Raw genomic sequence first — 21726 nt, forward strand, 5'->3', positions numbered from 1 at the left:
AATGGTTGGAAAGCTGGATTGTCTTTAAACAAGGTCAACGTTGATCATCTACCGTGAAATGTGCGGGAAAATCAGTACTAAATGTACGCTCAGCAATAGGTTTATTGATTGTAATAGCAGAAAAAGTCATATCACTCACCTGTTGCTGTGAGTCTATGGTTTTTAGCCCAACCAAAAGATCATCTTTAAAACGCAGTTTCAATACCGATATTTGTGCGTCCTGATCCAAAGCAGACACTTCAAATACAGTGTCATATTCAACTTTCATTTGAGAAGGTGCTACTGCCAACTCTACGACAGTAAACTTATCCCACGCTGTCTCATCTTGCGCGGTAAGCAGCATTATAGGGTTGTTTCTCACCGTATCCTGCTGAGGAAAAACGGTGACTTGCTCAACAAAACTGTCGATGTTCCAAATACTTTGACCATCAGCAATGATTAAATTCTCTTCAGGGGAAACCGTCTCCCAACGCATCTTATTGGGTCTTTGTAAAACCAAGTTACCTGTTGAAACATCAAGTACTTCGTCTTCATCTAGAATTGTTTGTTCGAATTGCGCCGAAAACGACACCAAATCAGCAAGTTTGGCTTGCAGTTTAGCTTTCCCCGACAATGACTCTGCACTTACGCTATATGGAAATAAGCCTATTCCAATTAAAACAATGACGCGAGTTAACATTCCACTACTCCTTTGGCGGCGGTGGCGCCAATACTTCACGGGCGCCATTATGCCCTGCAGGACTTACGACACCACTTTGTTCCATTTGTTCGACTAAGCGAGCCGCGCGATTGTAACCAATTCTGAATTTTCGTTGCACACTTGACACTGACGCTCTGCGACTTTCTGTTACAAACGCCACCGCTTCATCAAAGAAGGCATCGTACTCTTCATCGCCGTTGGACTCAGCCTGTTCACCAGGTAAAAGGACTTCGGCTGTCGCCTCTCCATTTAGAATTTCATCGATGTATTCAGGCTCTCCACGCAGCTTCCAATCAGCCACAACAGCGTGCACTTCATGGTCGTCAACGAAGGCTCCGTGCACGCGAGTAGGAACTGGGTTACCAGGTGGGAGGTACAACATATCCCCCATCCCCAACAGCGCCTCTGCCCCCTGTTGGTCTAAAATGGTGCGAGAATCAATTTTACTGGATACCTGAAAAGCAATACGGGTAGGAATGTTAGCTTTTATTAAACCCGTAATAACATCCACGGAAGGTCGCTGCGTCGCCAAAACCAGGTGTATACCTGCTGCACGGGCTTTTTGAGCGATACGAGCGATAAGTTCCTCTACTTTTTTACCCACTATCATCATCATGTCAGCAAACTCGTCGACTACGACTACGATACTAGGCAACTTCGCTAGGTCGGGCGCCTCTTCTTCCATGCTCTCGTTTGCGTTCCACAGTGGGTCTTTAATGGGTTCGCCATTGGCAATCGCCTCAGCAACCTTAGCGTTGTAACCTTTGAGGTTGCGCACACCTAATGCAGACATTAACCGATACCGTCGTTCCATTTCTCCCACACACCACCGCAATGCGTTGGCAGCCTCTTTCATATCGGTTACCACTTCTGCAAGCAAATGTGGAATTCCCTCATACACAGACAGCTCAAGCATTTTGGGATCGATCATGATCATACGCACATCTTCAGGTGTAGACTTATAAAGCAGACTGAGGATCATCACATTAACCCCCACTGACTTACCGGAACCTGTAGTACCCGCTACCAATAAATGCGGCATCTTAGCTAAGTCAACAACCACAGGTTTGCCACTGATATCAGCCCCTAATACCATGGTTAAAGGTGATGAATTACCTGTGAATTTCTCGCAGGAGATCACTTCACTTAACCTAACCATTTCTCTGTGCTTATTCGGAAGCTCTAAGCCAATAACAGACTTTCCGGGGATGACTTCTACCACACGAACAGATATCGCTGACATTGCCCTCGCCAAATCTTTTGATAGCGTGGTTATCTTTGACACCTTCACACCAGGGGCCAAATCTAATTCAAACCGGGTGATCACAGGACCTGGGTAAACGCCCACAACTTCAGCTTCTATATTAAAGTCGGCCAGCTTTTCTTCTACAAGTCTGGATACGGCGTCTAATTCTTCTTGAGTGATCGGGTTTTCGCGCTTATTGGCCCGCTCTAGCAATTCAAACGAAGGCATCTCACCTTCAGGCTCTGGAGGCGCGTCAGCCTTAACTTTTTCTCTTAGTTGGCTAATGGTCGATGTTAGGCCTTGTTTTACCGACTTTTTCTGTGGCGTTACTGCGGATTCCGTTGCAACAAAAGGCGGTTTTTCATCTTCGGGCAGTGTAAAGATGGGCTCCACTTTTTCATCTGGCTCAAAAATGGCCTCTGGGATACCAAAATCGACAGGGTCATCTTCGACGGCAACGTTTTCTTTGCTAGCTGTTACTGTCTCAGCACGTACTTCTTTACTATCATCATGTACTTGTGCTGACTTAGCCGGCATCAAACGTTTAAAGGGCGACGCCAACTCGTGCAGGGTGTCACTGTTTCGCCAAACACCACTGAACAGCCAGATAACACCTGCCCCCAGACTATCGACGATGGTTATCCAGGAAATGCCTGTGACCAAGGTGAAACCGGTGCATAAAAAGCACAACAGTAATAAAATGGTACCTGCAACGTTGAAGTACGGAATAAGCGCTGAGCTAATTAAGTCGCCGGCTAAGCCGCCAGCTGAAAAACTGTAATAATCATCAAAATTTATACTGGCAATGCCAGTTGCACCCGTTACAACAAGTACAACACCAATTAGCCGTAGCCCAATCGAAAGATAGTCAATATCACTGAGTGACTTTACATGCTGAAAGACAAACCACGATACTGCCGCGAGTGCAAAAGGCACTGTAAAAGCAAGGTACCCCAGGCTCACATACAATAAGTCAGCTAACCACGCGCCTGTCACACCTACCCAGTTATACACCTGAGTTTGCAATCCGGCCTGGCTCCAACCTGGATCACCGGGATGAAAAGAAGATAATGCTAAAAGAAGAAAAAAAGCAAACGCGCAGGCCAGCATCATGCCTGCTTCTTTGAGCCTTTGAATGCCGTTTAGTCGCACTGTTGTTCCCCAACCTATCTATATGAATGGTCGTGTTTTAGTTTTTTATATTGCTAAAGACTATCACAAAATCCGCACACGCTGCGTGCTTTTCACCTCTTCCATAACAACATAAGTTCTGGACGCATTTACACCGGGCAGACGCAATAGCGTGTCACCGAGTAATTTGCGATAACTCGACATGTCTGCAACACGTGTTTTTATCAAAAAATCAAAATCACCGGATACCAGATGGCATTCCTGAATGTCATGCTGTTGCTGAACTGCAGCGGAGAAGTCTGCAAAAACATCCGGAGAGGTTTTTTCCAGAGTAATTTCGACAAACACCAACATGGCTGCACCTAGTTTATTCGGGTTCAAGGCAGCATGATAACCTAGAATATAACCCTGCTCCTCAAGCCGCTTTACTCTCTCTAGGCACGGACTTGCACTTAATCCAACCGTCTTAGCGAGGTCCACGTTTGATATCTTGCCGTTTTTTTGCAGCGTATCAAGGATGTTTCGATCTATTTTATCGAGGTGTTTGGGCGTTTTTACTAGCATACGATATTCTGCACTTTTTAATATTTACCATATATTACACTGCTAAAAGTGAAAATACAGTAAGAAGTGTGCTCCCTGCTTGGCTATACTTAGGCACTTATTTTTCCCCTACACGAGAGAATTTTATGTTAGTTGGTGTACCTAAAGAAATAAAAAACCATGAGTACCGGGTTGGCCTAACCCCAGCTGCGGTTAAAGAGTTTTGTAGTCATGGCCACTCAGTATTGGTTGAAACCAATGCGGGTGCTGCGATTGGTTTTACCGACGAGCTTTACATTGAAGCAGGCGCAAAGATTGTTGAAAACGCTGAAACCGTTTTTGCTGAAGCCGAGATGATTGTAAAGGTAAAAGAGCCCCAACCCAACGAATGTAAAATGCTACGAGAAGGACAAACGCTATATACATACTTGCACTTGGCGCCTGACCCTACTCAAACTGAATTATTGGTCAAATCTGGTGCAACTTGTATTGCCTATGAAACGGTTACTGATAAACAAGGTGGGCTTCCTTTATTGGCACCTATGAGTGAAGTGGCTGGTCGCATGTCTGTTCAGGCTGGCGCACACTTTTTGGAAAAAGCACACGGTGGCTCTGGTACTTTATTGGGTGGTGTTCCAGGCGTTGCGCCAGGCAAAGTACTCATCATCGGTGGTGGTGTAGTAGGCACAAACGCGGCCAAGATGGCGCTTGGCCTGGGCGCAGACGTTACCCTGCTTGACCGTTCTTTGCCCCGCCTTCGACAGTTGGATGATATTTTCGCTGGCCAGGTTAAAACCGTATTTTCTACCGTTGATGCAATTGAACACTACTCATCAAAAGCCGATTTAGTCGTTGGTGCCGTGCTTATTCCTGGTGCTGCAGCACCGAAGTTGTTAAACAGGCAACAGATCAGCGCTATGAAACCAGGCTCGGTGTTGGTTGACGTCGCTATTGACCAGGGTGGCTGCTTTGAGACATCAAAAGCGACGACTCACCAAGACCCAATTTACATTGTTGACGACGTCGTACATTACTGTGTTGCTAATATGCCAGGCGGTGTGGCGCGCACTTCTACAATGGCTCTCAACAATGCCACTTTGCCATTTGGTTTGGCACTGGCAAACAAGGGACCAAAACAAGCCATGTTGGACGATCCCCACTTACTAAATGGGTTGAACGTTCACAAGGGCATGGTGACATACAAAGCTGTTGTCGATGCTTTAGGTGAAACACTCAACCTTAATTACGTTGAGGCTGCGGCAGCACTTAACGCCTAATCGTCTTATAAAGGGCCAGTAATAGACTGGCCCCGTCTATCATCTACGCCATAAGTCTAATAACACTTGACGATTTTTTCGACTAGTATCCCGAACAGGTTAAATCATTGTTTTTCGGGTCCGAAATTATGGCATATCAAGAAGAATATTCAGCAGCAACAGAAGATCCACAGACATTTTGGAAGCAGCAAGCCAGCAAGATTGCCTGGTTTAAAGCCCCTGAAACCATCTTAAGTCATGATGAAAATGGCATTGCTAGGTGGTTTGCTGATGGGGAACTCAATACCTGTTATCTAGCGGTCGATCGTCACGTCGAGCTGGGTCTCGGCGAACAAGTTGCCATTATTTATGATTCGCCCGTAACGGGAAAGAAAGGCAAAATCACCTTCTTACAACTGCAACAGCAGGTCTCATTGTTCGCCGGCGTATTGGCAAAAAATGGCGTTGCCAAAGGCGACAGAGTTGTCATTTACATGCCAATGATCCCCGAAGCCGTCGTCGCCATGCTAGCCTGTGCCCGTTTGGGTGCCATTCATTCAGTTGTTTTTGGTGGTTTCTCGGCCAGTGAGCTCGCAGTAAGAATAGACGATGCAAGCCCAAAAGTCGTGGTATCAGCGTCATGTGGTATCGAGGTTAATCGGGTTATTGAATACAAACCTATGGTTGATGAAGCCATTAATCTAGCTACACATAGCGTTGAACGTGTCGTCGTTCTGCAGCGACCAGAGTGTAAAGCCTCTTTGCAAGAAGGCAGAGATCTAGACTGGCAAACCGCTGTTCAAGATGCAGAGCCACAAACGTGTACCAGCGTTAAAGCTACCGACCCACTTTATATTCTTTACACCTCCGGCACCACAGGAAAGCCTAAAGGTGTTGTCAGAGACAATGGTGGCCATGCGGTTGCCTTAAATTATTCTATGAAGACCATCTATAATATGTCGCCTGGTGAAGTTTTTTGGGCCGCGTCCGATGTTGGCTGGGTAGTGGGTCACTCTTATATTGTGTATGGGCCGCTGATCTATGGATGTACAACCCTTGTTTATGAAGGCAAACCAGTGAGAACACCAGACGCTGGCGCATTTTGGCGCGTTGTAGACGAGTATAAAGTAAACGCACTTTTTGCCGCTCCTACTGCATTCAGAGCAGTGAGAAAAGAAGATCCTGATGCTAACGCACTGGCTAACTATTCACTTGATAGCCTTCGCTGTATTTTTATGGCTGGAGAACGGCTTGATCCGCCTACCTACGAATGGACAACAGAAAAGACAGGTAAACCGGTTGTTGACCATTGGTGGCAAACAGAAACCGGGTGGGCTATTTGTGCAAACCCCACAGGGCTTGAAGCGTTACCAGTAAAAGCGGGCTCATCAACAGTACCTGTTCCCGGATTTGATGTTCAGATACTGGATAGTCAAGGCCAGCGACTGGGCCCAAATGAACAAGGCGCCATTGCAATAAAGCTGCCTTTACCCCCTTCGTGTTTGCCTACTGTATGGGGTGATCATGAACGCTTTGTTGACGGCTATCTCACCACTTATCCTGGTTACTATTGTAGTGGTGATGGTGGTTATATAGACGATGACGGCTATCTTTTTATCATGGGCAGAACAGACGATGTCATTAACGTAGCGGGTCACCGGTTATCGACCGGCGAAATGGAAGAAGTACTCGCCTCACACCACGCCGTTGCTGAGTGCAGTGTTATTGGTGTCCATGACGCTCTCAAAGGAGAGGTTCCAATAGGGCTGACGTTACTTAAAGACGGTATAAATATCGATGAAGAAGAATTGCAAAAAGAGCTGGTGGCTATGATCAGAAAAGAAATTGGTCCCCTAGCCTGTCTAAAACGTTCGATTATCGTACCACGCCTTCCTAAAACTCGTTCGGGAAAAATATTAAGAAAGTTGTTGCGCCAAATCGCCGATGGCCAAGAAGTGAATATTCCTTCTACCATCGACGATCCGTCATGTGTCACGGAGATTCAACAGGTAATGAATCAAAGAGGCCTGGTCAAAAACAGCTAAAGACTATTATTTATGGCCTGTAACGCATGAAGAGGATTCTCAGACTGGGTTATAGGTCTGCCAATGACCATGTAGCTCACGCCAGCCTCCATGGCGCGACTTGGCGTCATAATACGAATTTGATCACCGGCCTCACTTCCTTCTGGCCGTATGCCTGGCGTCACCAGTAAGAAATCCTCGCCGATTTCTTGCCTCAGCATTCTGGCTTCTTTAGCAGAACACACTACTCCATCTACGCCAGCCTGTTTGGCAAGCTTCGCCAATTTCATAACTTGCTGCTCAGGTTCAGTGTTAGGTACCACATCACCTAATTGTGCAGCATCCATACTGGTTAGTACTGTCACAGCGGTCAATTTAGTTGTCGGATGCTTACTTGACAAAATGGCCTCCTTTGCCGCTTGCATCATCTTATTACCACCAGAGGCATGCACGTTAACCATCCATACCCCAAGCTCAGCAGCCGCCTTACAGGCCTTAGCAACTGTATTGGGTATATCATGAAATTTTAAATCAAGAAAGACGTCAAAACCAAGGTCCACCAGTTTCTGCACGAAACCAGGCCCAAATAAAGTAAACATTTCTTTGCCGACTTTGAGTTTGCATTGGGTTGGCTCCAGTTGCTCCACTAACGCCATTGCCTTTGAGTCGTCATCAAAATCAAGGGCGACGATAACTCTTGGGTCTTGCATACTATTCTCCATCTAAACCTTTAATTGGCTTCACCACACCCCACTTTTTACAGGACGGACAAAGCCAGTATAATTTTTTACCCGAAAAACCACAGCTAGTGCAGCGGTATCTGGGGCGCAACGTAATTTGTTTTTCAACTAATGATTTGAGCATTGTCAGGCTATCAGAGGAGATATTTTCGCCTTCCAAGTTGATATATAGATCCATTAGGGCTTTAAAGCCTTTCATGGTGGGGTGTAAACGGAGTTGCTCGACCAAGTACTCAGCCGCCTCATGTTTACCCTGCTGATGCGCCAGCACATTCGTTTTTGCTAGAATTGAAGACCCACACTGTTGCCAATGTTGTTCAAGAAACGCGTCTAACACCTGCCAACTATCGGTTCGCTCAGCAATATTCACCAACACATAGATAGCTTCTGAAATCCAGGTTTTATCTCGACGTGCAACCTCTTCCAAATATTGATTCGCTTCGTCGAGTGACTGATTAGCCACGGCGTAGTGGGCCAGCAAAAGCCAAGGCCTCACTGCATTATCGTCGGCATTTACTGCCTTTTGTAAATGCTGCAAGGCTTCACTGTCTTTTCCTTCCTCAAGTAACTGTTGCGACAATTCACAATAAAAATGGGCAAGTCTTGTAGTGATATCCTGGTTATCGACGTTCGTACTGACCGCAGACTCTGCCAGTTGTATGGCTTTACGCCATTCCTTCGTTGTCTGATAAATACTGAACAATTGTGATTGCGCGGCTGCGCGGTGTTTGTCACTTTGCAGGAGTTTTAAAAACGCATTTTCCGCCCGCTCTAAAAACCCCGCCTGATTATAATCCAACCCTAACTCTTTTAGTGCCGTCTCACGCTGTGTAGATGACAACTCTTCACGACTCACCAGGTTTTGGTGCACTTTGATAGCCCGATCTATTTCTCCGCGGTGGCGAAAAAAGTTCCCCATAGCAATATGCGTCTCTACGGTATCCGAATTCAGGTTTATCATTTTGATTAGCGTATCAACCGCTTTATCGGGTTGATCGGAAAGGAGGAAGTTTAGCCCTTTATAGTAGTGCCGCGATAAAATACTGGATTGCTTGCGTTGCGCCTGTCTGACACTGTTTCGGCCCATTACCCAACCGTAACCAGCCGCAACGGGCAACAACAAAAACAGGAGTTCTAACATTTAAGATGAAGATTCTGCTTGGTTGTGTTTTTGTCTTAGTGATGCCAATTGCATCCTGACTCGTAAATAAGCGGGTAATAGCAATGCTAAACCGATTACTATACCCCCACCAAGCACTATCGTAATAAATGTCGAAACGCGGATCGTTGCTTGAGCCAATAGGTAATTAACGGTAATCAGGCCTTCATTCAAAAAACCTACCATCAGAGCCAATACCAATAACACAATGACTATTAAGGTTAAAACAAGTCGTCTCACGTTCTTTTTCCTTCGTCATTTACCGAGTGAGACTTTCATTTACTCTGTCTCTGAGTTCTTTACCAGGTTTAAAATGAGGAACATACTTACCCTCTAATTCTACCGTTTCACCTGTTTTGGGGTTTCTTCCGGTTCTAGGCGCACGATAATGAAGAGAAAAACTACCAAAACCACGAATCTCGATGCGTTCGCCCTTTTGTAAGGTTTGCGCCATCTGTTCTAATAACTCTTTTACTGCTATTTCAACATCTCTGGCCTGTGCATGATGCATAAGCTCTGTGAGTTGCTCGATAAGTTCGGACTTTGTCATGATTTACCCCATCGGAGAATTGAGCATACAATTTCAGGACCGACAGAGCGAGAGAGGATGGCAGACAGCATTTGCCGCCTGCCATTTAACGATTACTCGCCTTTAGCTGCTTTGAAAGCTTCAGCCATTGCGTTAGCAAATCCAGCATCATCTTGCTGATTTACTTTATCAAGCGCTTCTTGCTCATCGGCTTGATCTTTCGCCTTGACTGACAAGTTAACCACGCGGTTCTTACGGTCAACACCCATAAGCTTAGCTTCAAGTGCTTCACCAACAGATACCACTTCAGAAGCGTCTTCTACACGGTCGCGTGACAAATCACCAACACGTACGTAGCCGTCAACTTCTTCAGCTAGGTTAACAGTAATGCCTTTCGCATCAACTGCGGTCACTGTACCAGAAACAATAGCACCTTTCTTGTTATCTGTCAGATACTTATTGAAAGGATCTTCTTCAATTTGTTTCACGCCTAGAGAGATACGCTCACGCTCTGGGTCGACTTGAAGTACAACTGCAGAGATTTCGTCGCCTTTCTTGTAATCACGAACGGCTTCTTCACCAGTTTTGTTCCAAGAAATGTCAGACAAATGAACCAATCCGTCAATGCCGCCGTCAAGGCCAATAAAGATACCAAAATCAGTGATTGACTTGATCTTACCAGATACCTTGTCGCCTTTTTCGTAAGACTTAGCAAACGTTTCCCAAGGGTTGTCGATGCACTGCTTAAGGCCAAGAGATATACGACGACGTTCTTCGTCAATCTCAAGCACCATAACATCAACAGTGTCACCCAAGTTAACCACTTTCGATGGGTGGATATTTTTGTTTGTCCAGTCCATTTCAGAAACGTGAACAAGACCTTCAACACCATCTTCAATTTCAACGAAACAACCGTAATCAGTAAGGTTAGTAACCTGACCGTTGATCTTAGTGCCTTCTGGATAACGGTTAGCAATTTCTTGCCAAGGATCGTTGCCCATTTGCTTCATACCAAGAGAAACGCGTTGCTTCTCTTTGTCGAACTTCAATACTTTAACGTTGATTTCATCACCAACATTCACGATTTCACTTGGGTGCTTAACACGCTTCCAAGCCATATCAGTGATGTGAAGTAGACCGTCTACACCGCCAAGATCAACGAATGCACCGTAGTCAGTAAGGTTTTTAACGATACCTTTAACTTCATGGCCTTCTTCAAGGTTAGCAAGAAGTGTGTCACGCTCTGCGCTGCTCTCAGCTTCGATAACTGCACGACGAGAAACAACCACGTTGTTGCGCTTAGCGTCCAGCTTGATTACTTTAAACTCAAGCTCTTTGCCTTCTAGGTGGGTCGTGTCGCGAACTGGGCGAACGTCAACCAACGAACCAGGCAAGAATGCGCGAACACTGTTTACTTCAACAGTGAAACCGCCTTTAACTTTACCGTTAATAACACCTTTGATGGTTTCTTTCTCTTCGTATGCTTTTTCAAGCTCAACCCACGCTTCATGGCGCTTCGCTTTTTCACGAGAAAGGATGGTTTCACCGAAGCCGTCTTCTACTGCATCAAGTGCTACATCAACAGCATCGCCTACGGAAATTTCTAGCTCGCCTTCGGCATTTTTGAATTGATCCGCAGGGATCGCACTTTCTGATTTAAGCCCCGCATCAACAAGAACGATGTCTTTGTCGATAGAAACTACAGTACCTTTAACAATTGAACCAGGACGAGTTTCTAGTTCTTGTAAGCTTTCTTCAAAAAGTTGTGCAAAATTTTCAGTCATATAATTAATTTACTGGTTACTATCCACGATCTCTTCCTGAATGCGTGGGGTTGTTATTCATTGTCAGCACATCCTGTGCCAACACCTTTATCGACATTATTCCCGTAATTTTTAAATACGTGAATTGATAAAATCTAGTGCCTTTTCAAATACTTGTTCGATAGTCAACGAGGTTGAATCGAGCTGCAATGCATCGTCAGCCGGCACTAATGGTGCCACCGTACGAGACTTATCTCTCTCATCTCTTGACTGTATATCGCTCAAAAGGCGCGCAATATTAACATCCAAACCCTTGGCTTTCAACTGCGCACACCGCCTTTCGGCGCGGGCTTCAGCACTTGCTGTTAAAAATATTTTGGCTTCGGCATCAGGAAAAATTACTGTGCCCATATCCCTTCCATCGGCAACCAGTCCAGGCTGGTCCTTAAACGCCCGCTGCCTTCTTACCAAGGCCTCTCTCACACGGGGAAGCGCTGCGACCTGTGATGCAACGGCGCCAATTTCTTCTGTGCGGATATCATCCGTAACATCTTCACCTTCAAGGACTACCCTGTGCAGGCCATTTTCACAGGTAAAATTCACATCTAGGCCTGTCGCAAGAGGGACCAGGCCTTCTTCATCATCTGCGGGAATATCGTGATGTAATGATGCGACCGCCAAGACTCTATAGAGGGCTCCACTGTCTAAAAAGTGCCAACCCAAATGCGCAGCGATCAACGCCGATAAGGTTCCCTTTCCTGCCCCACTTGGGCCGTCTACCGTGATTACGGGTACGCTTTGCATGAATGCTCCGGGAAAAAAATGAGATGAAAAAACGCGCGCAATTATACGCGCATCATTTAGATTAGCAATTGATGTGGCTAAAACTTAACGACAAATGGTTGAAAATCTTTGAAAATAATCAGGAAACGTCTTGGCTGTGCAGCCTGGATCATTGATAGTGACAGCGGTATCGCTCAAACAAACTAGTGAAAAACACATCGCAATCCTATGATCATTATAGGTGTCTATCGCGGCATGATTAAGCTGCGATGGCGGTGTGATTGAAATAAAGTCTTCCCCTTCTTCAACACTTGCACCCACTTTTCGTAATTCGGTTGCCATAGCATGTAACCGGTCGGTCTCTTTCACCCTCCAGTTATATACATTTCGAATATGAGTGGTGCCCTTGGCAAATAATGCGGCTGTACCAATTGTCATCGCAGCATCAGGTATCGCATTAAAATCTTCATCTATTGCGTGAAGCGGTGCACCAGTGACTTCGATAGCATCAGGATACCAGGTAACTTTCGCCCCCATTTTTTCCAGCGCTTCAGCAAATTTAACATCGCCCTGTACGCTGTTAGAACCGCAACCATGCACCTTAACGGTTCCGCCTTTTATCGCCGCAGCGGCTAAAAAATAGGAGGCCGACGAAGCATCGCCTTCTACCATATAATGGCCCGGTGACCGATAATGTTGCCCAGACTTCACAACAAATCGTTGATAATCTTGATTTTCCACCGTAACACCAAAACGTGCCATAACATTAAGGGTAATGTCGATGTATGGTTTAGACACCAACTCTCCTGATATTGTGATGGTAACATCCCCGTCAAAGAGGGGAGCACTCATTAATAAAGCCGTCAGAAACTGACTTGACACACTGCCATCAACAGAAAGCGCGGTGCCTGCTAATGTCTTACCTTTAATATTGACGGGAGGATAACCACTGTTTTTTAAGTAACGAATATCAGCACCAACAGCATTGAGTGCATCGGCTAAATCACCAATAGGCCTCTCTTCCATTCGTGGTTCGCCGGTTAATGTTGCGTCTACATTAGACAGTGCCAGCGCCGCACACAATGGACGCATAGCTGTACCGGCATTACCCAGAAACAATTCAACAGGCTCTGATACATTAAAAGCACCACCGAGCCCCTTCACAATACAGGTCGTTTTGTCTTCACTTAATTCATACGCAACGCCCAGAGAAGTGAGCGCAGTTAACATATGACGAATATCTTCGCTATCAAGAAGATTAGTCAGTGTAGTTGTGCCTTCTGCCAGCGCAGCCAACAGAAGCGCCCGATTAGACAAGCTTTTAGAACCAGGCACAGTGACGTCGCCGTCAATACGTCCGACGGGGGAAAGTGTCAAAGACTCCATCAACCAAATTTCCTTTCAAACTCTTTCATAAACGCCACTAATGCCTGCACACCAGAAAGTGGCATAGCGTTGTATATACTCGCTCGCATACCACCCACTGAACGATGCCCTTTAAGGGCTTGTAAGCCAGCGCTTTCTGCCTGTTCGAGAAAAACACTATCTAACTCACCATTGGCAAGTGTAAAAGGCACATTCATTTTAGAGCGATTGTCCGGATGTACAGGATTATTGTAGAAATCAGAACTATCGATGGCCTCGTAGAGCAGTGCACTTTTTTGGTCGTTTATAGCCGCGATAGCATTCACGCCACCTTTGTCTTTCAACCATTTAAATACCAACCCTGCCAAATACCACGAGTATGTAGGCGGTGTATTGTACATAGAGTCGTTTTGACTTTGCAGTGAATAATCTAAAAAGCTCGGTGTAATCGCTTGTGCCTTACCCAGAAGATCATCGCGTACAATGACAACCGACAGACCGGAAGGGCCAATATTTTTTTGCGCTCCAGCATAAATAAGACCGTATTTATCTATGTCGAGTGGTTGTGACAATATTGTCGAGGACATGTCAGCGACCAAGGGCACGCTGCCAACCTGTGGCAGCCAGTCAAACGCAATACCATCTACAGTTTCATTTGGGCAAAAGTGACAATAAGCCGCATCTGGCTGCAGGTCACTCTTAACGGGTTCGACATATTTAAGGCCGTCTTTAATAGTCGCTTCAGCAATAACTACAGCGTTATTGTATTTATCTGATTCAGCTACCGCGCCTTTCGACCATGAACCAGTGACAATATGGGTTGAACACTGTTCTGGAGCAGATAAGTTAAGCGGAACGGCAGCAAACTGCCCTCTCCCGCCACCGTGCATAAATAAGACTTTATAGTTAGCTGGAATAGTAAGCAAATCACGAAAATCGCTCTCAGCTTCCTCCGCTACACGCAAAAATGCCTTACTGCGATGACTGATTTCCATGACAGAACTGTGTTGCCCGTTCCAGTCAACAAACTCATTTTGTGCCTGAAGCATGACTTCTTCAGGCAATTTGGCAGGCCCTGCACTAAAATTATATGCTGTCATTATTCGGTTGTTTCACTGTTTCCGGCTTGTGCTTCACCATCAGCCTGTTCTTCTGAAGCAATATCTTCCTGTGCAGTAACAATTTCTTCGATGCGTTGTAACGCAACGAGACTTTCATCATCTGCGGTTCTTATCAAACGCACACCCTGCGTGTTCCGGCCTACGACAGAAACCTCTGAAACACGTGTTCTTACCAGTGTACCTTGGTCACTGATCAACATGATTTCATCGTTTTCGTCGACTTGAACAGCACCGACGACTTTGCCGTTACGTTCAGACACTTTTATCGAAACAACGCCTTGCGTCGCTCTGCTCTTGGCGGGGTACTCTTCGAGTGGCGTGCGTTTTCCATAGCCATTTTCTGTGGCAGTCAGAATAGCACCATTACCCTGTGGAACAATCAATGACACAACGCGTTGTCCGTCCTGTAATTTAATACCTCTTACACCGGTAGCCGTTCTGCCCATTGCACGCAAAGCGTGCATAGGTTCATCTGTTTCGGGGTCGAGTTTGACTTCACCCGTCTCGGAATCTTTGAGCATTTCGTTAAAGCGAACAACCTTGCCTTCGTCAGAAAACAGCATAATGTCGTCGTTACCTTCCGTGATCGCCACACCGATCAGCTCATCGCCCTCTTGCAGATTGACTGCAATAATGCCGTTTGAGCGTGGACGACTATATAAAGTAAGGTCAGTTTTCTTCACAGTACCGTTCGCGGTAGCCATGATCACATACTTGCCTTCTTCAAATTCTTTAATGGGTAGGATCGCTGTTACGCGCTCACCGTCTTCGAGAGGCAAGATGTTAACAAGTGGTCTGCCCCTTGCGTTTCGGCTTGCCAGTGGCAACTGATAGACTTTTAACCAGTACAAGCGCCCTCGGGTAGAGAAACACAATATGTGATCGTGCGTATTGGCGACCAATAAACGTTCGATGAAATCTTCATCTTTCATCTTTGTCGCAGACTTGCCCTTTCCGCCCCGCCGTTGTGCTTCATATTCAGTGAGTTTTTGATATTTCACATATCCCTCTCTAGAGAGGGTCACAACCACATCTTCTTGTTCAATCAAGTCTTCAATATCAATGTCGTGGCTTGCTGCCGTGATTTCAGTGCGTCTTTCGTCGCCGTATTCGTCTCTGACTTTTTCTAGCTCTTCGCGGATCACTTCCATCAAACGCGCTGAAGACCCAAGAATATGCAATAGCTCAGCAATTTCATCGAGCAGTGCTTTATATTCTTCTAGGATTTTTTCATGTTCCAGTCCCGTTAGCTTGTGCAGCCTTAGATCGAGAATGGCCTGTGCCTGTTGCTCAGTAAGGAAGTATTTGCCTTCGTGAATACCAAATTCCGGCGCTAGCCATTCTGGGCGAGCAGCGTCATTGCCTGCTCGTTCGAGCATGTCAGCCACGTCACCTAAATTCCAGCCTTGCGCAACAAGCAGTTTCTTTGCCTCTGCCGGGCTTGAAGAGTTTTTGATTAGCTCAATGACGGGATCGATATTGGTTAGCGCTATGGCCAACCCTTCTAAAATATGTGCGCGCTCTCTTGCTTTACGCAACTCAAATACAGTGCGTCTTGTGACCACTTCGCGACGATGAAGAATAAAACACGACAGCGTATCTTTGAGGTTAAAGACTTTGGGCTGGCCGTTATCCAGTGCCACCATATTGATGCCAAACACCGTTTGAAGCTGCGTGTTAGCATACAAATGATTAAGAAGCACCTCGCCAGACTCGTTACGCTTCACTTCTATAACAATACGCATACCGTCTTTATCTGACTCGTCGCGCAGCGCAGAAATACCTTCAATGCGCTTTTCTTTTACCAGCTCAGCAATTTTCTCAATCAGTCTGGCCTTGTTTACCTGGTAGGGTATCTCATTAACAATAATGGTCTCTTTACCGTTATTGTCTGTTTCGATGTTTGCCCTGGCACGCAAATAAATTTTGCCACGTCCGGTTCTATAGGCGTCAATAATGCCCTTTCGGCCACTGATCATTGCCGCAGTCGGGAAATCCGGACCTGGTATGTATTCCATTAACTCATCAATCGTGCTGTCGGGATTATCTATCAGCGCGATACAACCGTTAACCACTTCAGTCAGGTTGTGTGGCGGTATATTAGTAGCCATGCCTACCGCAATACCCGATGAACCATTAACTAACAGGTTGGGCACCTTCGTTGGTAATACCTCAGGTATTTGCTCTGTACCGTCGTAGTTATCAACAAAGTCCACTGTTTCTTTATCGAGATCGGCGAGTAATTCGTGCGCAATTTTAGCCATGCGAACTTCGGTGTAACGCATCGCAGCGGCTGAATCGCCATCCACAGAACCAAAGTTACCCTGGCCATCAACCAGCATGTAGCGAAGTGAAAATGGTTGCGCCATACGGACTATTGTGTCGTACACCGCTGAATCACCATGAGGGTGATATTTACCGATAACATCACCGACTACCCTCGCCGACTTCTTATACGGTTTATTAAAATCGTTCTTTAATTCGTTCATGGCGAACAAGACGCGGCGGTGAACAGGCTTAAGTCCATCGCGAACGTCTGGCAACGCCCTGCCTACAATTACGCTCATCGCGTAATCCAGATAGGAGTTTTTCAGCTCTTCTTCAATGTTAATCGGCAGGATTTCTTTAGCGTTGTCGGTCATATACGGCGCTGTCCCTTTTTTATTTTTTCTTTGCTAAATCGGAATGTGATATTCAACGATTACAACGGTTTTGGGATCGGATGACGATAGTCACATGTTCTCCGATTAGACTAGCGAGTTTACCACCAGAAATTTTATTTATGTAGTAGGTAATCTCTTTTATTATTCGATCGAGCATGGTAAAAATTCGCTTCTTCAATCCGCTACAGAGAAATTCATGCAGAACGTTGATGAGAATGAAATATCCAAATTTGCCAATCTCGCATCTCGATGGTGGGATCCCGAAGGCGAATTTAAACCGCTTCATCTAATCAATCCCCTGCGCGTGGACTACATTGAAGAACAAGTAAATGGCCTGTTTGGTAAACGCGTCATAGACGTAGGCTGTGGAGGTGGACTCGTGGCAGAAGCCCTCGCTCGAGCAGGTGCAGATGTAACGGGCATAGACATGGCAGAAGCCTCACTCGAAGTAGCGCGTTTACACGGTTTAGAAAGTGGTGTTACGGTTGACTATCAGCTAAGTAGCGCCGAAGCATTTGCCGAGCACCATAAGGGAAGCTTTGATGTTGTCACATGTTTGGAAATGTTGGAGCACGTTCCGTCTCCAGCTAATGTAGTGAAAGCCTGTGCAGACATGCTTAAACCTGGCGGTATTGCTATTTTTTCAACCATCAACCGAAATCCTAAATCCTACCTAATGGCCATAGTGGCTGCTGAGTATGTGTTGAACTGGGTACCAAAAGGCACACATGATTTTAAACGTTTTATTCAACCTAGCGAGCTGATCAGCATGTGCGATCAGGCAGATCTTAAAACCGTGCAGGCAATGGGAATGCACTACCACCCAATCAAAAGCACCTTTTACATGTCTGATACCAACATTGACGTGAACTATTTAATTACATGCATAAAGCCGGCCTAGTTGACGCAAAATACCGTAAAAAAATATTGTGCAAAATAATTGATTTATTGTTGCAATGTCGATGTCGTAATCATGCATTAATCTTAACAGTTAGTCTGTACTAACCGGCATGCAGAATGTACATTTTTCCATCCAATAAACACCATATATTGGGTTGCAATAAAACGTAAACCTCACTATCTTGTGTCTATGTCTTGATGCACACACCAAGATGTAGTGAGGCCCATGAGGCTTCATTTATAACAGGCGTACTAAATACGCTGACTTCTTCGCGCTAATAACAAAAATGGATGCACCAATGAACGATACGCTTTATGTCACCAAGCGCAATGGTGAACAAGAAACCATCGATCTAGATAAAATTCACCAAGTCGTAGAATGGGCAGCAGACAAACTAAACAATGTGTCAGTCTCTCAAGTTGAGATCAAAGCTCAGATCCAGTTCTACAATGGCATTAAAACCGAAGAAATCCACGAGACACTCATTAAATCTGCAGCAGATTTAATTTCTACTGAGTCGCCAGACTATCAGTACCTCGCGGCTCGTTTGGCGATTTTTCATTTAAGAAAGAAAGCGTACGGTCAGTTTGAACCCCCGAAATTGTACGATCATGTGTGCAAAATGGTGGAAGCAGGGAAATATGATCAGCATCTTTTAGCCGACTATACACAAGCTGAATTTGAAGCCATGGATGCGTTTATAGATCATTGGCGCGATATGAATTTTAGTTACGCTGCAGTTAAACAACTTGAAGGTAAATATCTCGTTCAAAACCGCGTGACCGGAGAGATTTATGAAAGTGCTCAGTTTCTCTATGTATTAGTGGCAGCCTGCTTGTTCGCCAAGTATCCGCAAGAAACCAGAATGGATTATATTAAGCGGTTTTATGATGCAGCTTCGACGTTTAAGTTATCTCTACCCACGCCAATTATGGCAGGTGTCCGCACGCCAACTCGCCAGTTTAGCTCCTGTGTGCTCATTGAAACGGGTGATAGCCTTGACTCAATTAATGCCACAGCCAGCGCCATTGTAAAATATGTAAGTCAACGCGCGGGTATCGGTGTAAACGCGGGTCGTATCAGAGCCTTAGGAAGCCCAATACGTGGTGGAGAAGCCTTCCACACAGGCTGTATTCCATTTTATAAGTATTTTCAAACCGCTGTAAAAAGTTGCTCTCAGGGCGGAGTTAGAGGTGGTGCTGCTACCCTGTTTTATCCACTTTGGCACATGGAAGTTGAATCTTTACTGGTATTAAAAAACAACCGTGGCGTTGAGGAAAACCGCGTTCGCCATTTGGATTACGGCGTACAATTCAATAAGCTCATGTATCAGCGCATGATGAAAGATGATTACATCACGCTGTTCAGCCCTTCTGATGTACCGGGCCTATACGATGCCTTTTTCGCCGACCAAGACAAGTTCGAAGCACTTTATGTGCAATACGAAGCAGATGAAAGCATTCGTAAGAAGCGCATTAAAGCGATGGAGCTATTCAGCCTGTTTATGCAGGAAAGAGCAAGCACGGGACGCATCTACTTACAGAATGTCGATCACTGCAACACGCATAGCCCTTTCAACCCAGAATTTGCGCCGGTTAAACAGAGCAATCTATGCTTAGAAATTGCATTGCCCACTAAACCGCTCGAGCACGTCAATGACGAAAATGGTGAGATAGCGCTTTGTACACTATCAGCATTCAACCTTGGTGCTATTGCTTCTCTGGACGAATTTGAAGAATTAGCAGACCTTTCTGTACGCGCTTTAGACAGCCTCTTGGATTATCAAGATTACCCTGTACCAGCTGCTTACAATGCCACTATGGGCAGACGTACTTTGGGTATTGGCGTTATCAATTTTGCCTATTACTTGGCTAAAAACGGTGTGAAATATTCAGATTTCAGTGCTAATAGTTTGGTGCATAAGACGTTCGAGGCAATGCAATATCACCTGCTCAAAGCGTCTAATAACCTAGCTAAGGAAAAAGGCGCCTGCCCTAAATTCAACGAAACCACTTATGCCCAAGGTTTATTACCCATTGACACCTATAAGAAAGATCTCGACAAGATCTGTGACGAGCCATTACATCTAGACTGGGAGTCCTTGAGGGCTGATATCAAAGAGTTCGGTTTGCGCAATTCAACCCTGTCGGCGCTGATGCCATCAGAAACGTCATCACAAATTTCTAATGCGACTAACGGCATTGAACCGCCGCGTGGTCACATCAGTATTAAGTCAAGCAAAGACGGCGTGCTCAAACAGGTAGTACCGGAGTACGAACGTCTAAAAGACAAATACGAATTGCTATGGGATATCCCGTCCAATGACGGTTACCTGCAACTCGTTGGTATTATGCAAAAGTTTATCGATCAAACCATATCGGCAAATACAAACTACGATCCGGGTAAGTACGAAAGCGGTAAGGTGCCAATGAAGCTTTTATTGAAAGACCTGCTTACAACATACAAGCTCGGCGTGAAGACGCTTTACTACCATAACACCAGAGATGGTGCGAGCGACGCGACATCTTCAGATGCCACGGCGAAAGAAACGAAAGCTACTGGTGTAGTCTCTAAGGCCGTTGAGGCCATTGCGACTGAAGACGATGACTGCGCTGGCGGTGCATGTAAGATTTAATTTGGCTAATAATTGCGCTAAAGACTAATAAAAATTATGAAATACACAACATTCAATCAAAAAAGTACTAATCCGCTCGTCGAGCCGATGTTTTTCGGCAATCCGGTTAACGTGGCTCGTTACGACCAGCAAAAACACGCTATTTTTGAGAAGTTAATCGAAAAGCAAATTAGCTTTTTTTGGCGACCTGAAGAAGTAGATGTAAGTAAAGACAGAGTTGATTTTCAAAAATTGACTGAATCCGAAAAGCATATATTTATTTCAAACCTGAAGTACCAGACGCTGTTAGATTCAGTTCAGGGCCGCAGTCCTAATATTGCCTTTTTACCACTCATTTCTTTGCCCGAGCTAGAAACTTGGGTCGAGACTTGGTCGTTTTTTGAAACAATTCACTCTCGTTCCTACACGCACATTTTACGCAACCTGTTTTCAGACCCTAGTGAGATTTTTGAAGACATAGTGATGAATGAGGAAATTAAACGCAGAGCTGCGGATATTTCCAAATACTATGATGATCTCATATTTGCGACTCAGTTATGGCAAACGCTAGGAGAAGGCACGCATACAGTGAACGGTGAAAGGCACCTTATCACCATGCGTGAACTGAAAAAGAAAATGTACTTGTGCATGAATTCTGTTAATGCATTAGAGGCTATCCGTTTCTACGTTTCGTTCGCTTGTACATTTGCTTTTGCCGAACGCAAGTTGATGGAAGGTAATTCAAAAATCATTCGTTTGATAGCAAGAGACGAGAACCTCCATTTGTCTTCAACACAAACCATTTTAAATTTATGGGCGAAAGGAAAAGACGACCCTGAAATGGCAGAGATTGCTGAAGAATGCAAAGAGGAAGCTTCACATATATTCCTTAACGCTGTCGAACAGGAAAAACAATGGGCTGAATATTTGTTTGCAAATGGCTCTATGATTGGTTTAAACAAAGACATTCTTTGTCAGTATATTGAATATATCGCTAATCATCGTATGTCTGCGATAGGCCTTGGTCAACCTTTTGAAATAAAGAGTAACCCATTGCCTTGGATGAATAATTACCTTAATTCAGACCATGTCCAGGTTGCACCTCAAGAGTCTGAAATAAGCTCTTACTTAGTCGGTCAGATTGATTCGAGCGTAAGCGAAGAGGACTTCGCAGACTTCGAACTTTAA

General features: G+C 45.2%; 17 protein-coding genes. 5 read left to right on the forward strand and 12 right to left on the reverse strand.

From position 1 onward, the window contains the following. Positions 1-34: 34 nt before the first annotated feature. The 3 genes from lolA to lrp all read right to left on the reverse strand — a co-directional run bounded on the left by lolA (position 35) and on the right by lrp (position 3641). Positions 35-679, reverse strand: a complete 645-nt coding sequence (lolA, locus tag DRW07_RS07935; protein WP_165870447.1) for an outer membrane lipoprotein periplasmic chaperone LolA — start codon at positions 677-679, stop codon at positions 35-37. A gap of 4 nt (positions 680-683) precedes the next feature. Further along, complete coding sequence (locus DRW07_RS18565) at positions 684-3059, reverse strand: DNA translocase FtsK (RefSeq protein ID WP_124027581.1); 2376 nt, start codon at positions 3057-3059, stop codon at positions 684-686. A gap of 102 nt (positions 3060-3161) precedes the next feature. Beyond that, entirely contained in the window at positions 3162-3641 is a 480-nt protein-coding gene (gene lrp, locus DRW07_RS07945) for a leucine-responsive transcriptional regulator Lrp (RefSeq protein ID WP_124027343.1), read from the reverse strand. Between the two features lie 125 nt (positions 3642-3766). Here lrp and ald point away from each other — a divergent pair, with 125 nt between their 5' ends. Together ald and DRW07_RS07955 are read left to right on the forward strand one after the other, a co-directional pair. Further along, on the forward strand, positions 3767-4897 hold the full coding sequence (gene ald / locus DRW07_RS07950) for an alanine dehydrogenase (protein WP_124027344.1): 1131 nt from the start codon (positions 3767-3769) through the stop codon (positions 4895-4897). Positions 4898-5025: 128 nt separating this feature from the next. Then, positions 5026-6921 (forward strand): propionyl-CoA synthetase, encoded by a 1896-nt coding sequence (locus DRW07_RS07955; protein ID WP_124027345.1) that lies wholly within the window; start codon positions 5026-5028, stop codon positions 6919-6921. Here DRW07_RS07955 and pyrF read toward each other — a convergent pair. The 9 genes from pyrF to gyrA form a co-directional block, all read right to left on the reverse strand. After that, positions 6918-7610 carry an orotidine-5'-phosphate decarboxylase gene (gene pyrF, locus DRW07_RS07960; RefSeq protein WP_124027346.1) on the reverse strand — a complete coding sequence of 231 codons (693 nt, stop codon included), beginning with the start codon at positions 7608-7610 and terminating at the stop codon, positions 6918-6920. The genes DRW07_RS07955 and pyrF overlap by 4 nt on opposite strands. A gap of 1 nt (position 7611) precedes the next feature. Continuing rightward, complete coding sequence (gene lapB, locus DRW07_RS07965; protein WP_124027347.1) at positions 7612-8781, reverse strand: lipopolysaccharide assembly protein LapB; 1170 nt, start codon at positions 8779-8781, stop codon at positions 7612-7614. Next, positions 8782-9039, reverse strand: coding sequence for a lipopolysaccharide assembly protein LapA domain-containing protein (locus tag DRW07_RS07970; protein ID WP_240630540.1), 258 nt, complete (start codon positions 9037-9039; stop codon positions 8782-8784). 19 nt (positions 9040-9058) lie between these two features. Beyond that, positions 9059-9349 carry an integration host factor subunit beta gene (ihfB, locus tag DRW07_RS07975; protein ID WP_124027348.1) on the reverse strand — a complete coding sequence of 97 codons (291 nt, stop codon included), beginning with the start codon at positions 9347-9349 and terminating at the stop codon, positions 9059-9061. 92 nt (positions 9350-9441) lie between these two features. After that, positions 9442-11112, reverse strand: a complete 1671-nt coding sequence (rpsA, locus tag DRW07_RS07980) for a 30S ribosomal protein S1 (protein ID WP_124027349.1) — start codon at positions 11110-11112, stop codon at positions 9442-9444. Positions 11113-11223: 111 nt separating this feature from the next. Then, a complete protein-coding gene (gene cmk, locus DRW07_RS18370) occupies positions 11224-11895 on the reverse strand; it encodes a (d)CMP kinase (protein WP_124027350.1) in 672 nt (223 codons plus the stop codon). A gap of 84 nt (positions 11896-11979) precedes the next feature. Beyond that, on the reverse strand, positions 11980-13260 hold the full coding sequence (aroA, locus tag DRW07_RS18375) for a 3-phosphoshikimate 1-carboxyvinyltransferase (protein WP_124027351.1): 1281 nt from the start codon (positions 13258-13260) through the stop codon (positions 11980-11982). After that, positions 13260-14342 (reverse strand): 3-phosphoserine/phosphohydroxythreonine transaminase, encoded by a 1083-nt coding sequence (gene serC / locus DRW07_RS07995; RefSeq protein WP_124027352.1) that lies wholly within the window; start codon positions 14340-14342, stop codon positions 13260-13262. The genes aroA and serC overlap by 1 nt, the downstream gene beginning before the upstream one ends. Next, positions 14339-17002, reverse strand: a complete 2664-nt coding sequence (gene gyrA / locus DRW07_RS08000) for a DNA topoisomerase (ATP-hydrolyzing) subunit A (protein WP_124027353.1) — start codon at positions 17000-17002, stop codon at positions 14339-14341. Before gyrA ends, serC begins: the two co-directional genes overlap by 4 nt. A gap of 217 nt (positions 17003-17219) precedes the next feature. Between gyrA and ubiG the strand changes: the two genes are divergently transcribed. The 3 genes from ubiG (at position 17220) to nrdB (ending at position 21726) form a co-directional block, all read left to right on the forward strand. Then, a complete protein-coding gene (gene ubiG, locus DRW07_RS08005; protein WP_124027354.1) occupies positions 17220-17924 on the forward strand; it encodes a bifunctional 2-polyprenyl-6-hydroxyphenol methylase/3-demethylubiquinol 3-O-methyltransferase UbiG in 705 nt (234 codons plus the stop codon). Positions 17925-18222: 298 nt separating this feature from the next. After that, complete coding sequence (nrdA, locus tag DRW07_RS08010; protein WP_124027355.1) at positions 18223-20559, forward strand: class 1a ribonucleoside-diphosphate reductase subunit alpha; 2337 nt, start codon at positions 18223-18225, stop codon at positions 20557-20559. 36 nt (positions 20560-20595) lie between these two features. Further along, the gene (nrdB, locus tag DRW07_RS08015; protein WP_124027356.1) at positions 20596-21726 is read left to right on the forward strand and encodes a class Ia ribonucleoside-diphosphate reductase subunit beta; all 1131 of its coding nucleotides are present in this window, start codon (positions 20596-20598) and stop codon (positions 21724-21726) included.

The organism is Paralteromonas sediminis (assembly GCF_003820355.1).
Taxonomy (GTDB): Bacteria; Pseudomonadota; Gammaproteobacteria; order Enterobacterales; family Alteromonadaceae; genus Alteromonas_F; species Alteromonas_F sediminis.

Excerpts from the sequence above, each read along its gene's own strand:
- ubiG (WP_124027354.1), top strand. The coding sequence starts at position 17,220 with ATGCAGAACGTTGATGAGAATGAAATATCCAAATTTGCCAATCTCGCA.
- lapB (WP_124027347.1), bottom strand. The coding sequence starts at position 8,781 with ATGTTAGAACTCCTGTTTTTGTTGTTGCCCGTTGCGGCTGGTTACGGT.
- lolA (WP_165870447.1), bottom strand. The coding sequence starts at position 679 with ATGTTAACTCGCGTCATTGTTTTAATTGGAATAGGCTTATTTCCATAT.
- gyrA (WP_124027353.1), bottom strand. The coding sequence starts at position 17,002 with ATGACCGACAACGCTAAAGAAATCCTGCCGATTAACATTGAAGAAGAG.
- cmk (WP_124027350.1), bottom strand. The coding sequence starts at position 11,895 with ATGCAAAGCGTACCCGTAATCACGGTAGACGGCCCAAGTGGGGCAGGA.
- ald (WP_124027344.1), top strand. The coding sequence starts at position 3,767 with ATGTTAGTTGGTGTACCTAAAGAAATAAAAAACCATGAGTACCGGGTT.
- ihfB (WP_124027348.1), bottom strand. The coding sequence starts at position 9,349 with ATGACAAAGTCCGAACTTATCGAGCAACTCACAGAGCTTATGCATCAT.
- rpsA (WP_124027349.1), bottom strand. The coding sequence starts at position 11,112 with ATGACTGAAAATTTTGCACAACTTTTTGAAGAAAGCTTACAAGAACTA.
- DRW07_RS07955 (WP_124027345.1), top strand. The coding sequence starts at position 5,026 with ATGGCATATCAAGAAGAATATTCAGCAGCAACAGAAGATCCACAGACA.
- lrp (WP_124027343.1), bottom strand. The coding sequence starts at position 3,641 with ATGCTAGTAAAAACGCCCAAACACCTCGATAAAATAGATCGAAACATC.
- aroA (WP_124027351.1), bottom strand. The coding sequence starts at position 13,260 with ATGGAGTCTTTGACACTTTCCCCCGTCGGACGTATTGACGGCGACGTC.
- nrdA (WP_124027355.1), top strand. The coding sequence starts at position 18,223 with ATGAACGATACGCTTTATGTCACCAAGCGCAATGGTGAACAAGAAACC.
- DRW07_RS18565 (WP_124027581.1), bottom strand. The coding sequence starts at position 3,059 with ATGATGCTGGCCTGCGCGTTTGCTTTTTTTCTTCTTTTAGCATTATCT.
- nrdB (WP_124027356.1), top strand. The coding sequence starts at position 20,596 with ATGAAATACACAACATTCAATCAAAAAAGTACTAATCCGCTCGTCGAG.
- pyrF (WP_124027346.1), bottom strand. The coding sequence starts at position 7,610 with ATGCAAGACCCAAGAGTTATCGTCGCCCTTGATTTTGATGACGACTCA.